The sequence below is a fragment of the Curtobacterium sp. NPDC089689 genome (assembly GCF_044749145.1).
Classification (GTDB): domain Bacteria; phylum Actinomycetota; class Actinomycetes; order Actinomycetales; family Microbacteriaceae; genus Curtobacterium.
Map to the genome: position 1 here is coordinate 63,881 of NZ_JBIVHJ010000002.1, position 15,798 is coordinate 79,678.

The following is a 15,798-nucleotide window of genomic DNA, read 5'->3' on the forward strand; positions in this document are numbered from 1 at the left end:
TAGCCCCGTCAGCGCGCGGCGGCCAGGGCCTTCGTGATCCGTTGCAGCGACACCGTCTCGGCGGTCCCGAGCTCCTGCGCGAAGAGACTCAAGCGGAACTCCTCGAGCATCCAGCGCGCGTGGACGAGTTCGGCGTGCGCACCGACCTGCGGCGGGAACGCCCCGCCGGCGTCGGTGTAGCGGTCGGTGGCGACGGTGACTTCGCGCATCCAGGCCGCGTCGCGCCCGGGGTTCTGCAGGAGCTTCTGCACGCGCGCTTCGACCCCCTGCAGGTACACGCGGATGCGCCGGAGCCGGTCGAGCCCGGCGACTGCCACGAACCCGGGGAACACGAGCCGTTCGAGCTGCTGCCGCATGTCCGTCAGCGCCCCGAGCAGCGACATGGCGTTCGCCTGCTTGATCGCCCGCTCGGCGTTGCGGTGCGCGGTGAGGACGGCCGCGACCTCGGACACCGCGGTGAACATCGTGTCGACGACGGTGGAGGACACGGCGTCGCGGACCCGCTCGAACGCGGCCCGCTCGAACACGAGACCGTCCGGGTGCGCGGCGCGGATGCCGGCGTCGACGACCGCGGCGAGGACGTCGTCGAAGAGCGCCTGCGTCGAGGAGTACGGCGAGGCGGCGAGGGCGAGCTTCTCCTGCGCGGTGAGGTGCTGCTGGATGTACGACACCGGCGAGGGCACCGCGAGCATGACGAGTCGACGGACACCCGCGGGCATCGCGACCGCACGGTCGCGATCGGTGGCGAGCAGCCGCACCGCGACCGTCGCCTTCGGACCGGAGCCCTCCTCGACCAGCGCCGGGTAGGCGCGGATCACCCCGCCGGACTGCTTCGTGTCGAGGACGCGAGGGAGGTCACCGGCGGGCCACGCGGTGAGACCCGACCGCTCGAGGTCGGTACCGGCCTGCGCGACGCGAGCAGCGCCTCCAGGCCGGTTCGCCTTCGCCGTGGCGGAGGCGACGCTCTGCTGCGTCCGGTCCTTCAGCTTCGTCTGCAGGGCCGCGAGGTCCTTGCCGGTCTCGACCTTCCGCCCGCGCTCGTCGACCACGGCCCAGGTGGGCAGCAGGTGCGGCGGCACGCGGGTCAGGTCGAAGTCGGACTCCGAGACCGGCACGTACGTCATGCGCTGGATGGTCCGGGCCAGCGTCGACCGGAACGACTCGGTCGGCTCCGTCGGCGCGTCGTCGGGGAGCTCGGCGACGATCTTCTCCGCCCAGTCCGCCGCGGGCACGATGTTCTTGCGGATCTGCTTCGGCAGCGACTTGATCAGCGCCGTGACGAGCTCCTTGCGCAGGCCCCGCACCTGCCAGTCGAACCCCTCCTCGCGCATCCGGGGGAGCAGCGCGAGGGGCACCTGGACGCTCACACCGTCGTCCTGCGCACCCGGCTCGAAGCGGTACTTGATCGCGAGACGCTGGTCGCCCGACCGCCACTGGGCCGGGTACTCCTGTTGGTCCTGCGCGGCTTCCGCCGCGTCCTCGGCCAGGAGGTCCGACCTGCGCATCGTGAGCAGGTCCGGTTGATCGCGCCTCGCCTTCCGCCACCATCCCTCGAAATCGCGGGTGGTCGCGACGTCCGCGGGGATGCGGGCGTCGTAGAAGTCGACGATCTTCTCGTCGTCGAAGAGGATGTCCCGTCGGCGCGTGCGCTCCTCGAGCTGCTCGAGCTCCTTGCGGAGACGGCGGTTCTCGCGGTCGAAGGCCTGCTGCGAGTCCCACTCGCCCTCGACGAGGGCATGCCGGATGAACAGCTCACGGGAGTGCTCGGGGTCGACGCGCTTGTACTGCACGCGCCGCCGCTGGACGACGGGGACGCCGAACAGGGTCACGCGCTCGTGGGCGACGACGGCGCCCTGCTTCTTCTCCCAGTGCGGCTCACCGTAGGTGCGCTTGAGGAGGTCACCGGCGAGCGGTTCCACCCACGCGGGGTCGATCTTGCCGACCGTGCGGGCGAAGAGCCGACTCGTCTCGACGAGTTCGGCGGCCATCACCGCGTCGGGCTGCTTCTTCGCGAGGACACTGCCCGGGAACACCACGAACCGGGTGTTCCGGGAGCCGAGGTAGTCGCGCTTCTCGCGGTCGCGGAGCCCGATCTGGCTGAGGAGTCCGGCGAGCAGCGACCGGTGCACCGCGTCGCCGTCCTCGCTCCGCGACTGCCCCACGCGGACGTCGACCTGCTTCGCCGCGCGCGAGAGCTGGCGGTACAGGTCCTGCCACTCGCGGATGCGGAGGTAGTTGAGGAACTCGGCCTTACACAACCGCCGGAACGCGCTCGACGAGAGCTCGTCCTGCTTGTCCTCGATGTGGTTCCACAGGTTGAGCAGTGTCAGGAAGTCGCTCGTGGGGTCGGCGAAGCGGGCGTGCAGCTGGTCGGCGTGTGCACGCTTCTCGAGCGGACGCTCGCGCGGGTCCTGGATGCTCAGGGCGCTGACGATGGCGATGACCTCGCGGCCGACGCCCTGGCGACCGGCCTCGAGCACCATCCGGCCGAGCCTCGGGTCGATGGGCAGCCGCGTCAGCTGTCGACCCGCCTTCGTGATCCGCCCGTCACCGTCCACGGCCCGCAGCTCGCGCAGCAGGTCGAGACCGTCCTTCACCCCCCGGGAGTCCGGCGGCTGCAGGAAGGGGAACGACTCGATGTCACCGAAGCCGAGCGAGATCATCTGCAGGATGACCGCCGCGAGGTTCGTGCGGAGGATCTCGGGATCGGTGAACTCGGACCGACGCTCGAAGTCCTGCTCCGAGTACAGCCGGACGGCGATGCCCGCGCTCGTGCGGCCGGCGCGACCCGAACGCTGGTTCGCGCTCGCCTGGCTGATCGCCTCGATCGGGAGGCGCTGCACCTTCGCCCGCGGCGAGTACCGGGAGATGCGGGCCGTCCCGGTGTCGACGACGTACTTGATGCCGGGCACCGTGAGGCTCGTCTCCGCGACGTTCGTCGCGAGCACGATCCGGCGTCGGATGCCCGGCGTGCTGCGTCGCTCGAACACTCGGTGCTGGTCGGCGGCGGACAGACGACCGTAGAGGGGGAGGACCTCGGTGCCCGGGTAGCGCTTGCCCTCGATCGCCTCTTGCGCGTCGCGGATCTCGTTCTCGCCGGAGAGGAACACGAGGACGTCGCCCGGGTCTTCGCGGGCGAGTTCGTCGAGTGCGTCGGTGATGCCCTGGAGGACGTCACGGTCGTCCGGGGTACGGCCGTTTCCGTTCCCGTTCCCGTGGTCGTCGGTCCGCGGGTCGTCCTCGTCGTCGTCGCCGCCGTCGCTGCTTGCGCCGTCGCTGTCTGCGCTGTCGCCGTCGTCCGCGACGAGCGGGCGGTACCGGACCTCGACCGGGTACGTCCGGCCGGACACCTCGATGATCGGGGCGCCACCGAAGTGCTGCGAGAACGACTCGGGGTCGATCGTCGCACTCGTGATGATGACCTTGAGGTCCGGCCGCCGGGGGAGGAGCCGCTTGAGGTAGCCGAGCAGGAAGTCGATCGTCAGGGACCGCTCGTGCGCCTCGTCGATGATGATCGTGTCGTAACGCTTCAGATCACGATCGAAGTGGATCTCGTTGAGGAGGATCCCGTCCGTCATCAGCTTGATCTTCGTGTTCGCGGACACCTTGTCGGTGAAGCGGACCTGGTACCCGACGAGGTCGCCGAGCTCGCCGCCCAGCTCTTCGGAGACCCGCTCGGCGATGGTGCGCGCTGCGATCCGGCGGGGCTGGGTGTGCCCGATCGACTCGCGGCCGAGTTCGAGGCAGATCTTCGGCAGCTGGGTGGTCTTGCCGGACCCCGTCGCACCGGCGACGATCACGACCTGGTGGTCGCGGATCGCGGCGGCGATGTCGTCCCGCCGCTGCGAGACGGGCAGCTCGGGCGGGTACGTGATGACGGGCGTGGCAGTCATGAGCATTCCAGGTTACCCCGCAGAGCACGCTCGACGATCCGGTGCGGTAACGTTCCGGCGTTGAACGACCGACCGAGATCCTCCGGGGGGAGAACCGAACCATGGCCGACCTGTTCATCGACCTGGGCGCACTGCAACGAACGCGCACGTCGCTCGACCACGTCGGCGGACTCGTGCGCGACCCGCTCGCGACCATGACTTCCCGTGCCGGAGCGACGACCGACATCGAGGTCCTGCGGAGCAAGCTCCAGGACTTCGGCGACACGTGGGACTACGGCATCGGGCAGCTCGCGAAGTACACCGGTGCCAGCAGCGACGCACTGGACCAGATCGCGAAGACCTTCACCGACGCCGACCAGCAGTTGGCCGACGGGATCGAGGGGACGTCGTGACCGCTTCGTACCCGACCCTCGGGTTCGATCCCGTCGCCAGTGACTCCGCCACGGGCGCGGACGTCGCTGCTGAACTCCGTGCCGCCACCGAGAAGCTCGCCGAGGTCGATGCCGTCCTCAGCGGTACAGGCGAGGAGGACTGGGAGGGACGGACCGCGGAGGCGTTCCGGTCCGCCATGTCGGAGGAGCTCCGACCCCGGGTCCGCGCAGCGCACCAGAGCTTCTCCGAGGCGAGCCGGGCGTTCGACGGATGGGTCGGTGAACTCCCGCGCTACCGGACCCGTGCGGACGCGCTCGAGCAGGAGGCGGCCGCCGCAGCGACGAGCGTCCAGACCGCGATGAGCTACCGCTCGTCGATCGAGTCGCCAGCGGACGACGCCGACCAACAGGCGAAGGACGACCACGACGACGCGGTCCGCGACGCAGACCTCGCCGTCAGCGCCGCACACGATGCGCTCCAGGGGGTGCTCAGCCGTGCCCGGGCGTTGCAGGCGGAGGTCACCGAGCGCGCCGGTGTCGTCGCGACAGCCTTCGACACGGCGATGCAGGCTGCTCCGACCGAACCCGGGTGGCTCGAACGGGCCGGGCAGTGGGCATCCGGCCTCGTGGACTGGAAGGCACTCGGGGACTTCATCTCCGAGAAGTTCGACTGGTTCATGGAGAACGTCGCGCCCATCCTGCAGAAGCTGGCGAAGATCATCGGCGCCGTCGCGACGATCGTCTCCGTCGTGGCGTTCCTCGTCGGCTTCGTGTTCCCGCCCGCGTTCGCCGTGGCGAGCGTGGCCGGCACGGTCGCGAAGGTGTCGTCGTTCGTCGATCTGGGGATCCAGGGACTCCGTGTCGTCCACGGCGAACGGGGCGCGGCGCAGGCCTTCGTCGTGCAGGGCGCGGCGACGGTCGTCGGCATGGGGGTCGCCCGCGCGATCGGTCCCGTCGCCACCGAGGCCACGAGCAACATCCGGGCCGGCGCGTTCGTCCCCCAGGTGTCGTTCGCGGGGATCGGCACGAACGGCGGCGGTGCGGTCGCCACGGCTTCGTACGCCGTCAACAACGACTTCTTCCACTCGGCCATGTACTGGAGCATCACGAGCGCGAAGGACCTGGTCGACTCCGGCACCACGCTCCGGGACGAGACCCGGTGACCACGGACATCGCCGTCGCGCTGCCCGCGGGTTGGATCGAGGTCGCCGCGCAGGACACCGCCGACGAGACGGCGGAGCAGTTGCGCGCGCAGGCAGCGGTGGACGGGGACGCGTTCGACGGGGCGTCGCTCGACGCACTCGTCGACGCAGCACAGCACCTCCGGGCGACGGTCGGGAGTGATGTGTGGCAGCACTTCGGCGCGGTCGTCACCCAGGTGCCGACGAGGCGCCCCGAGGACCGTGACGACGAGGTCCCGTGGCAGACCACCGTCTGGGCCTTCGGAGTACGACTCTTCCGGCTGCCGGACCTCGGCGACCTGAACCCCGTCGGCGTGGCGGAACGCGTGGTCGGCTCGGTCGGCGTGGTGCGATCCGTCGAGTCGTTCCGACTCGATGACGGTCGAGACGGCGTCGCCGTGCTCCTCACGGCCGTCGAGGTCGACGACGAACAGATCGTCGCGGCACGCAGTCGACTCCCGCAGCTCGACCCGGACCGCCTCGGCGCATGGGTGTGCATGCTCCCCGTGCCGGGGCTGCCCGCTACGCTCTCCCTGACCGTGGGACTGGCGCCCGACGAGGCCGAGGTGCCGCAGATGACCTGGCTCGGAGCGCAGATCGCGACGAGCGTCCACCGCGTCGTCCGAGGGTCGGACACGCCGGTGGCGGCACCGACGAGCGTCGGAGGAGAGGGACAGCGACGGTGAACACGTGGATCCGTCCCGGTGCGCGAGATGCCGTGCACGGAGCGGCGAACGCGCGCGAGCACGCCTGGGACGCACCGGCGTCGGTGCGGACGCTCGACGCTGAACTGAGCACCGCGCGCCGCTTCTGGGGTGGGACCGCAGCGGTCGCCCTCGCTGTGGTCGGTGGTGCGGTCGCGTCCGGGCTGGGCTCGGCCGGGGGCACCGGGGCCGTCGTCACCGTGGCGCTCATCACGACGCTGCTGCTCGCCTGCGCGCTGTGGCTGGGCGTCTCGGTCCTCCGCGCTCGACACGCGGTCGTGCAGGCGTTCGTCGCCTGGTCCGCGCTCGCGGCACCGCTCGGACCCGCGTCGGTCTTCACGGGGCAGCTCACGGGGAAGAGCATCGCGCGGACGGCGCTCGCAGCCGTGCTCTTCATCGCCGCTGCCTTCAGCTGGTCTGCCCTCGTTCCCGGCTCCGGGAGCCCGGACAACTGGGCCTTCAGCCTCTCCGCCGCGGTCTGGGCAGTCACCTTCACGGTCCCGTTGATCGCCGTGCTCGCGACCGAGATCTGCGGCAACCTCGCACGGACCGGTCGGGTGGTGCGCGGCCGCCGCTGAGACGTCCGGTCCGTTCGACGCCGTCCGCTCAGCTCGCGAGCTGGTCGACCAGCGTGCGCACGGTCGTCGCCGGCAGTGCGCACACCCGGTCGTGGCACACGTACGCCGCCGGATCGAGCGCGGCCCGCGACTCGAACAGTCCGAAGCCCGCGGCCGCCCACGCATCGGCCTGCGCCGGGGTCACAGCGGCGATCGTCGTGCCGGGACGTCGTGCACCGAACGCCGCTGACCGCATCGGGTCGGCCAGGTCGGCGGTCACGACGACGACCTCGCGCGACGGTCGCCCGAGCGCCAGGGCGAGCCCCAGAGCGTCGGCGTACCCGAGCGGTCGTTCCGTCCCGGACCGGGCACGATCGGCGACGAGCCGATCGGCCGCGTCGCGGTACGAGCGCTCACCCGTCAGCGCTGCGAGCGTCGCCGCCGCCGACGCGAGGCCGACCGTCCCCGACCGCAGCGCCGTCTGCGGCTGCTCGCCGGTCGACGTCCCCGCCGAGTCGAGGACCGGGTCGACACCGAAGCGACCGGCGAGGCCGTCGTCGACGAGGACCTGTGCGGCGGAGGCGTAGGACACCTCGCCCGTGACGAGCGCGAGTTCGAGCAGCCCCTCGGCGAGCAGGCCGACGTCCTCGATCGTCGCCGGAGCGCTCGACGTGCCACGCGGCGAACTCGACCGGACCGCCACGTGCCCGTCACGCACGTGCGCCGCGAGGACCGCGTCCGCCGCGCCCCTGGCGAGCGAGATCATCTCGTCGTCGCTGTACCGCGCTCCGGCGATGGCGAGCCCCCGGACCGCGAGGCCGTTCCAGCCCGTCAGCACCTGGTCGTCGAGGGGCGGCGGATCGAGCGTCGCGCGCTCGGCCAGCGGACGGCGGTACCACTCGCCCTCGACCCGGCGCCCGTCGATCGTCGACTCGCTGTCCTGCGCCGCGACGAACGCACCGTCCGGTCGACGCAGGGTGTCGCGGAGGAACGCGGCGATGCCCCGTGCCTGCGCGGACTCGGCCACCGCCAGCAGTCCCGCGTTGTCGTAGAGCATCCGCTCGTAGTGCGGGACGCTCCAGTCACGCTGCGTCGCGTACCGGAAGACCCCGCCGTCGGCATCGGTGAGCTCGGAGCCGGCGATCGCCCCCAGCGTGCGGCCGAGCAGCCCGAGGGCATCCGCACCGTCGGCCGGGTCGTCCGCCGCGAGGTCGCCGAGCAGTTCGAGGAGTGGCGCACCGGGGAACTTCGGTGCGCCCCCGAAACCTCCGTACGTGGTGTCCTCCGCCTGCCGCAGCTGGTCGAGGACCGCATGGATCGTGTCCAACGACGGGAGGCGCGGCTCGTCCCCGTCGCGTCGGTCGCCGGACGCGACGATCGCGTCCGCCTCGGCGCCCTGCCGGATCGCCGCCGCGATGGCCGAGGCGTTCGCGTCCACCTCGGCTCGCCGCTCACGCCAGGCGTCCAGCACCGCGCCGAGGACCTGCCGGAACGACGGCACCTGCTGCACCGGCTCCGGCGGGAAGTACGTCCCCGCGAAGAACACGTGCGCATCGGGCGTCGTGAAGACGGTGAGGGGCCAGCCGAGCTGTCCGGTGAAGGCGCTCGCCGCGGCCATCATGCTCGCGTCGACGTCCGGGCGTTCCTCGCGGTCGACCTTGACGGCCACGAAGTCCTGCCGCAGGAGGTCGGCCACGGCCGGGTCCGAGAAGCTCTCGCGTGCCATGACGTGGCACCAGTGGCAGGTCGCGTACCCGATCGACACGAGGACGGGGACATCCCGCTCGCGAGCCTCGGCGAAGGCCTCCGGGCCCCACTCGCGCCAGTCCACCGGGTTCGCAGCGTGCTGGCGGAGGTAGGGGCTGACGGCCGAGCCGAGGCGGTTGTCGTTCATGCGTCCAGCCTGCCCCGACCGCCCTGGGCGGGCCAGCGTGCGAGTCAGACTGTGGACGGAACCGCTCAGTCCACAGCCGGTCGCGGGAAGTGCCACCCCGTGAGCGACGCGAGCCGACGGGCCACGTCCTCCGGCGTCAGGTCGTCCGTGTCCACCCGCGTGACGTCGCCTCGGACAGCCGTGTCGAGCCTCCCGGCCGTCCTGGTGCTGTGCGCGAGCTGCGCCTCGGGGAGGCGACCACCGGACCGCCGACGCAGGCGGTCCGTGACGGCTGCGTCGCCCGCACGCAGCAGCACCGCGGTGGCCAGGGGGTCGTCGCCCATCGCGGCGGTCAGCACGTCCAGGTGCAGCACCGAGCTCGTGTTCGTGTAGATCAAGCGGTGGTGCCCGAGCGAACGGTACCGCTCCCACATCGTCGCGAGGTTCCGCTCCGCGAGGTGTGCCTCGGGGTGCTCGACGTGCGGCGCGGGGTGCGCCAGGTCGAGCGCGTCCCCCTCGATGACGACGTGCCGGACGTCGGCGGCGACGAGGAGGTCGTGCAGTGCCTCGGCGGCGGTGGACTTGCCGACGCCGGACCGGCCGCCGATGAACAGCACCTCCGAGCGCACCACGTGTCAGCCCCGACCGAGCATGAGGAGGGCGAGCGCGGCGTCCTCCGGGCCGTAGTCGAACATCCGCTCCCAGAACGGGTCGTCGGCCCACGGCACGTCGCCGTCCGTCGGGATCCGGTGCGCGGTGTCGACGAGCCAGTCCAGCTCGGGGACGACGGCCTGGTCGAAGCGCGGTGGATGCCAGCCGAGCGCCCGCGCGGCAGTCGTGTCGAGCACGAACGGGCTCGGCGACGACCACGGCGTGACGCCCACGAACGCCGGGGCGTCCTCGTCGAGCAGCACCTCGTCGAACTCGTGGTCGAGGTGGCCCGCGACGCTCCGAACGATCTCGAGGACGGACGGTGCGATCTCGTCGGCGACGTTGAGGATGCGGCGGTCCGGCCGGTCCGCGACCAGCCCCACGAGGTCGGCGATGCCGGATGCGGCGGTGGTGTGGTCGACGCCGCGACCGTGGTCCGCGAGCAGGACGCGCTCCCGACCGTCGAGCACCCGTCGGACGACGAACCACTCCCGCGGACGCCCGATGTGCGGGCCGTACACCTTCGACGGACGCAGCACCGTGACCGGGGCGCCGTGGTCGAGCAGGACCTGTTCGGCAGCGACCTTCGCAGCGCCGTAGCCGTCGCGGCTCGTCGGGTCGGCGTCGTTCGGCACGACCGTGGGCTGCAGCTCGCTCACCGGGCCGCCGAACACCGGACGCTCGACGGAGTTGCCGTGCCGTCCCTGCTCGTCGACGTACACCGCCTTCGAGGACACGAACACGGTGGACCCCGCGTCGTCGAGGAACGGCCGGAGCCGCAGGGCGTCGTCGCGCGTCCGCCCGACGGTGTCGACGACGAGGTCGGCGCCGGGTCGGAGCAGCGACCGGAGCAGCGCGGTGTCACGGGCGTCGCCGGTGGTCGAGGTCGCGCCGTCGGCGACGAGGGCGTCCGCCACGGGTCCGCCCCGGCGGGAGACGACCTCGACCTGCCAGTCGTCGGCGGCGTCGAGGAGGTGCCGGGCGACCGCGGAGCCGATGCCCCCGGTGCCGCCGAGGATGACCGCGCGTCTCGTGCTCATGGTGCAACGGTAGTGCGGCCGGGAGGCGCGGGGCGCGTCGGTCGCGCGGCGGACGTCGCGAAGGGGCTCGGCCTGCGCTGGCGCGGCGTCGGCGTGCGGGTCCGGGCGCGGGTGGCGCCGACGGTGTGCGCGCGTGGGCTCGCGCGCCGCGCCGCGCCGCGCCGCGCTGCGCGGCCGGTCTGTGCGCGTGCGTGTGTGCGCTGCGCAGCCGGTGCGTGCGCGTGCGCTCGCACGCTGCGCGGCCGCTGTGCGCGCGTGCGCTCGCGCGCTCAGGACGCGACCGACTCCGGCTCGCGGCGCCACCAGTCGATGAGCGACCCGTCGTACACCTGCACCCGGTCGTGCCCGAGGACGGTGAGCGCGAGGGCGTCCACGCACGCGGCCGTGCCCACACCGCAGTACGTGACGATCTCGTCCGACCCGATGACCTCCGCGAAGGCCGCTTCGAGCGCGCGCCCCTTCAGGTAGGCGTTCGTGTCGGGGTCGACGAGGGCGCCGACCGGGATCGCCGTGCTGCCGGGGATCACCGGAGCGTGGTCGTCGCCGAGCGCGGTGTCGTCCGCCGCGAGGACGAGCGCTGCGGGCTCGACACCAGTCGTCGCACGCCGCACCCGGTCGTGGTCGACCCAGAGCGGCCGCTCTTCACCCGCGAGGAACGCGTGCGACCCGGGAGCCTGCGCCGAGCGGGCGAGGGAACCGATCCGGACCGGACGCCCCTCGTCGCGCCACTTCGTGAAGCCACCGTCGAGCACGGCCACGGAGTCGAAGCCGAACGACCGGAAGATCCACCAGAGGCGAGCCGACCACTGCCCGACCCCGTCGTCGTAGACCACGACCGTCGACGTGTTCGTGACGCCGAGGCGCCCCGCGGCGGACTCGAACCGTTCGGCGCTCGGCCGCGTGAACGGGACGTCGCCGTCCGGCGCGGAGAAGTCGTCGAGCAGGTCGGCGTAGCGCGCGCCGGGCACGTGCCCACGGTCGGCGTAGGCGTCTTCCGCGGACCGCCAGGTCGTCTCGAGTCCGGTCCCCGACGTGTGCACGGAGGCATCGAGCACCACGAGCTCGTCAGCACCGAGGTGGTCTGCGAGCCACTGCGTCGACACGAGCGGCGAGGTCAGGACGGGGGCCATGCCGCCCACCGTAACGAGGACCCCTGACGCCTGCGAGGGGAACCGCAACACTGCGCAACTGCGGGCCGTTCCGTGCCGCGCGATTCGGCTCCCGGGCGGTGCGGGCGGGGCCCGGTGCGGCGCGCTGGCGCGGTCGGGCGCGGCGCGCGGGCGTGGCGCGCGGCCGTGGTCGGCCGGTGTCGCAGCCCCGCGTCCGCGATCTCCGTCGCGTGCAACGTGCGACCGGACCGTCGTCGTCCGACAGCGGTCCGGTCGTTCCGCAGCGGCAACGAGCCCCAGCCACCCACGAGTGCGGCCCCGCCCACGCAACGCGCGGACGACCCGCCCGGCACCGAGCCGAGCGGGTCGTCGTGACGTGCCTGGGACCGTCAGTGCGCGGCGGTCGCGATGCTCCCCGTCGCGGTCGTCGCGGCGTGCTCGAGCTTCGCGAGCCGCACGGACTGCCGGTTGATGAGCAGCCCGCCCGCGAGGGCGACCAGCACCAGGACGCCGGCCGAGATGCCGAACGCCACGTGGTAGCCGTCGAGCACCGCCTGCGCCTCCTGGAGCTTCGTCGGCGCCGCGGAGAGGTCTGACAGACGGTCCTTCACGACGTCCGTGAAGATCGTCGAGAGGAGTGCCGTGCCGATCGACCCGCCGATCTGCTGCATGGTGTTGACCGTCGCGGACGCCACTCCGGCGTCGGCCCGGGCGACCCCGGTCGTCGCGGTGTTGATGGCGGACGAGAAGATCGTGCCCATCCCGAGCCCGATGACGACGAGCGCGGGCAGGACCGTGCCCGCGTAGGTGCTGTCGAGGTCGGTCCGGAGCAGCAGGAGCAGCCCGGTCGCAGCGACGAGACCGCCGGCGAACACGAGCACCTTCGGGCCGACCCGCGGCAGCAGCCGTCCGCCGATCTGCGTCGACGACACGATGATCGAGAGCGGCATCGGCAGGAACGCCAGACCGGTCTGCAGCGACGTGAACCCGAGCGTCTGCTCGAGGTAGTAGGTCAGGAACAGGAAGATGCCGAACATGCCGATCGCGACGAGGCCGATCGCGATGTACGAACCGCCTCGGTCGCGGTCGAGCACCACGCGGAGCGGCAGCAGCGGGTGCGCGACCCGGGTCTCGATGACCACGAACGCGGCGACGAGCACGACGCCGGCCGCGAGCATCACGATGGTCAGCGGGTCGTCCCAGCCGTTCGTCTCGGCGTTCGAGAAGCCGTACACGATCCCGACCAGACCGGCCGTGATGGTGAGCACGCCCGCGACGTCGATCCGCGGGCGGTCGGCCTTCGGCGGCTTCGCCATGAACACCAGCGCCCCGATCACGCCGAGGACCGCGAAGACCACGTTGACGTAGAGGCACCAACGCCAGGTCGCGTACTCGGTGAGGACCCCGCCGAGCAGCAGGCCGAGTGCAGCACCCGAGCCCGCGATGGACCCGAAGATGCCGAAGGCCCTTCCGCGCTCCTTCGGGTCGCGGAAGGTCGTCGTCAGCATGCCGAGCGCGGACGGGGCGAGCAGCGCGCCGAAGACGCCCTGCAGTGCGCGTGCCGCGACGAGGAGCCCGAACGAGTCCGCGAGGCCGCCGAGGACGGAGGCGAGCGCGAAGCCCACGAGCCCGATGATGAAGGTGTTCTTGCGGCCGAAGAGGTCGCCGAGTCGTCCGCCGAGGAGCAGGAGGGACCCGAACGCCAGCGAGTAGGCGGTGACGATCCACTGGCGCTGGTCGGTCCCGAAGCCGAGGTCGGCCTGGGCGGACGGCAGCGCGATGTTCACGATCGTGGCGTCGAGCACCACCATGAGCTGGGCGAGGGCGATGACCGCGAGGGCGATCCAGCGGCGGCTGGCGCGCTCGGGAGCGGCGGGCGGGGAGTCCTGGATGGTGGGCGCGGACCCGGTCGGGGTCGGCGCGGTCTGTTCTGCCGTCACGGGCAGCCTCCTTCTGGAAGGTGGAGGGGGGAGGGTGGTCGGATCGACCGGAGAGAAACGGATGCTCGGCATCCGCTTGTGTCCCAGTGTAGACCGAAACGGAGTCACCGCATCCGTTTGTTCCCAGAATCGTCAACTAGCTTTGGCCACATGAGCACCACCGACCTCGACCGCCCCCTGCGCGCGGACGCAGCACGTAACCGCGAGCTGATCCTGCAGACGGCGCGGAAGTGCTTCGCCGAACGCGGTCTCTCGGTCACGCTCAACGACATCGCGCACGAGGCCGGGGTCGGCGTCGGCACGGTCTACCGCCGCTTCGCCGACAAGGACGCCCTGATCGAGGCACTGCTCGCGACGAAGTTCGAGGCGATGAACGGTGCCGCCGCCCGCGCTGCCGAGGAGCTCGACCCCCGCGAGTCGCTCCGCGTGTACCTGATGGGCGTGTTCGAGTTCCGCGCGCGCGACCGGGCGCTCGCCGACGCCATCGTGCGTGCCGGCAAGGCCCGCCCGTCGATCGTCGAGGAGCGCAACCGGCTCGAGACCCAGGTGTCCGAGATCATCCGTCGCGCCAAGACCGCCGGCGTCGTGCGCGACGGCTTCGACTACCGCGACCTGCCGATGCTCACGCAGATGCTCGGCGCGGTCGCGGACACCACCCGCGCGACCGACCCCGACGCCTGGCGGCGCTACGCCCAGGTGCTCATCGACGGCGTGATGCCCCCGGAGCACGCCGACCCGATGTCCGGCACGCCGCTCGACCGGGAAGCCCTCGAGCGGGCGCTGCAGCCGGGCAGCTGAACCCGGCCGAGGCTGCTACAGCCAGCTGGGCATCCAGTAGTGCGACCGGATGAAGTCCCACGGCATCTGGATCGCGGTCCACATGGGGTACCAGTACACGGACGCCAGCACGACGACCCCGAGGTACACGCCGACCCAGACGATCGCCCGGGTCCGGCGCGACCGTTCGTCCGTCCGGCGACCGAGCACCAACCCGATCGCCGCGGCGAGTGCCATCACCATGAAGGGCTCGAAGGCGATCGTGTAGAACTGGAACACCGTCCGGTTCACGTACATCAGCCACGGCAGGTAGCCCGCCGCGACACCGATCAGCACGAAGCCGTACTCCCAGCGCCGACGCAGCACCCACAACACGAGCAAGGCGACCACCGCGATGACCGAGGCGTACCAGATGAACGGGTTCGCGATCCCGGTGATCGCCTCGCCGCAGCGGGACGCCGTGCAGCCGTCCTGACCGGCATCGGTCCCGACGTAGTACATCGACGTCGGTCGCTGCATGACGAGCCACAGGAGCGGGTTCGCCTGGTAGGAGTGCGGTGTGTGCAGCCCGATGTTGAACCCGTAGATCTCGGACTGGTAGTGCCACCAGTTCTGCAGGCTGTCCGGCACCCACGCGAGCAGACCGGTCCAACGTTCGCCGCCGTTCGCGATCCAGTCGCGGTCCCACCCGTCCCGCGACGTGAACCAGCCCGTCCAGGACGCCAGGTACGTCGCCGCGGCGATCGGCACGGTGAGCAGGAACGACACCGGAGCCTGCTGCAGGAACGCGCTCGACGACCAGAACTCGATGCCCGCCCGCCGCCGCATCATCATGTCGCTGAGCACCGAGTACACCGCGAAGAACGCCAGGAAGAACATCCCCGACCACTTCGTCGCCGTCGCGAGCCCGAGCGCGAGCCCCATCGCGATCAACCACGGCCGCCACCAGAGGAACGGCCCCCACAGGGTGTCCCGCCCGGCCGCGGTCCGTCGCGCGACCCACCGGTCGAGTCGACGCTCCGTCCACCGGCGATCGAGCAGCAGGGCACCGGCACCGAGGACCACGAAGAACGTGAGGATTCCGTCGAGCAGCGTCACCCGCGACAGCACGATCGCCTGGCCGTCGACCGCGAGCAGCAAACCGGCGAGGGTGCCGATCGCGGTCGAACGGAAGAGGGACCGGGCGATGACGGCGGTGAGGAAGACCGTGGCGATGCCGAGCACCGCGACCGTGATGCGCCAGCCGAACGAGCTGTCCGCCCCGAAAACCAGCATGCCGAGGCCGATGAGGTACTTGCCGAGCGGCGGGTGCGCGATGAACTCCGCCGCCTGCGAGAACAGGTCGGTCTGTCCGTCGGCGAACCGTTGGTCCGTCGTCGGTGCGCCCTTCTCCGACGGGTTCGCCGGCCACGTGCCCTCGTACCCGAGGTGCACGATCGACCAGCCGTCCTTGACGTAGTACGTCTCGTCGAACACGAGCGAGTGCGGGTGGCCGAGGCCGACGAGCCGCAGCACGGCAGCGAGCAGCGTCACCGCGAGCGGCCCGGTCCACCGCCACACCGCGACCTGGGTGCCGGTCCGGAGGACGTGCGCCCACCAGTCGTCGAGTCGCGAGCCGGTCGGGCGGTCCGCCACGTCCCGGCGGTCGTCGGTCAGCTCGCTGGTCATCGCGGACATCCTACGGAGGCTCTCCATGACCCGG

12 protein-coding genes are annotated in these 15,798 nt (G+C 71.7%); 5 read left to right on the top strand and 7 right to left on the bottom strand.

The window, feature by feature from the left end; all coding sequences use genetic code 11:
- Window positions 1–8: 8 nt before the first annotated feature.
- Window positions 9–3,899, bottom strand: a complete 3,891-nt coding sequence (hrpA, locus tag ACIPYW_RS08470; protein ID WP_400412629.1) for an ATP-dependent RNA helicase HrpA — start codon at window positions 3,897–3,899, stop codon at window positions 9–11.
- A gap of 95 nt (window positions 3,900–3,994) precedes the next feature.
- Between hrpA and ACIPYW_RS08475 the strand changes: the two genes are divergently transcribed.
- The 4 genes from ACIPYW_RS08475 to ACIPYW_RS08490 are packed head-to-tail and all read left to right on the top strand — an operon-like array spanning window position 3,995 to window position 6,727.
- Entirely contained in the window at window positions 3,995–4,285 is a 291-nt protein-coding gene (locus ACIPYW_RS08475; RefSeq protein ID WP_400412631.1) for a hypothetical protein, read from the top strand.
- Window positions 4,282–5,427 (top strand): hypothetical protein, encoded by a 1,146-nt coding sequence (locus tag ACIPYW_RS08480; RefSeq protein ID WP_400412633.1) that lies wholly within the window; start codon window positions 4,282–4,284, stop codon window positions 5,425–5,427. The genes ACIPYW_RS08475 and ACIPYW_RS08480 overlap by 4 nt, the downstream gene beginning before the upstream one ends.
- Window positions 5,424–6,131 (top strand): hypothetical protein, encoded by a 708-nt coding sequence (locus ACIPYW_RS08485; RefSeq protein ID WP_400412634.1) that lies wholly within the window; start codon window positions 5,424–5,426, stop codon window positions 6,129–6,131. The genes ACIPYW_RS08480 and ACIPYW_RS08485 overlap by 4 nt, the downstream gene beginning before the upstream one ends.
- Window positions 6,128–6,727 (top strand): hypothetical protein, encoded by a 600-nt coding sequence (locus ACIPYW_RS08490; protein WP_400412636.1) that lies wholly within the window; start codon window positions 6,128–6,130, stop codon window positions 6,725–6,727. The genes ACIPYW_RS08485 and ACIPYW_RS08490 overlap by 4 nt, the downstream gene beginning before the upstream one ends.
- A 28-nt stretch (window positions 6,728–6,755) precedes the next feature.
- Here the strand turns inward: ACIPYW_RS08490 and ACIPYW_RS08495 are convergent, their stop codons facing one another.
- From ACIPYW_RS08495 to ACIPYW_RS08515, 5 genes are all read right to left on the bottom strand, one after another.
- On the bottom strand, window positions 6,756–8,600 hold the full coding sequence (locus ACIPYW_RS08495; protein WP_400412638.1) for a thioredoxin domain-containing protein: 1,845 nt from the start codon (window positions 8,598–8,600) through the stop codon (window positions 6,756–6,758).
- A gap of 65 nt (window positions 8,601–8,665) precedes the next feature.
- Complete coding sequence (locus tag ACIPYW_RS08500; protein ID WP_400412639.1) at window positions 8,666–9,211, bottom strand: ATPase; 546 nt, start codon at window positions 9,209–9,211, stop codon at window positions 8,666–8,668.
- Between the two features lie 3 nt (window positions 9,212–9,214).
- Complete coding sequence (locus ACIPYW_RS08505) at window positions 9,215–10,270, bottom strand: NAD-dependent epimerase/dehydratase family protein (protein ID WP_400412641.1); 1,056 nt, start codon at window positions 10,268–10,270, stop codon at window positions 9,215–9,217.
- Window positions 10,271–10,539: 269 nt separating this feature from the next.
- Entirely contained in the window at window positions 10,540–11,400 is an 861-nt protein-coding gene (locus tag ACIPYW_RS08510) for a sulfurtransferase (protein WP_400412642.1), read from the bottom strand.
- Window positions 11,401–11,768: 368 nt separating this feature from the next.
- Entirely contained in the window at window positions 11,769–13,319 is a 1,551-nt protein-coding gene (locus ACIPYW_RS08515) for an MFS transporter (protein ID WP_400412643.1), read from the bottom strand.
- A gap of 150 nt (window positions 13,320–13,469) precedes the next feature.
- Here ACIPYW_RS08515 and ACIPYW_RS08520 point away from each other — a divergent pair, with 150 nt between their 5' ends.
- Window positions 13,470–14,117, top strand: coding sequence for a TetR/AcrR family transcriptional regulator (locus ACIPYW_RS08520; RefSeq protein ID WP_400412644.1), 648 nt, complete (start codon window positions 13,470–13,472; stop codon window positions 14,115–14,117).
- Window positions 14,118–14,132: 15 nt separating this feature from the next.
- Here ACIPYW_RS08520 and ACIPYW_RS08525 read toward each other — a convergent pair whose 3' ends face one another.
- Window positions 14,133–15,764 (bottom strand): dolichyl-phosphate-mannose--protein mannosyltransferase, encoded by a 1,632-nt coding sequence (locus ACIPYW_RS08525; protein ID WP_400412645.1) that lies wholly within the window; start codon window positions 15,762–15,764, stop codon window positions 14,133–14,135.
- Between the last annotated feature and the right edge of the window lie 34 nt (window positions 15,765–15,798).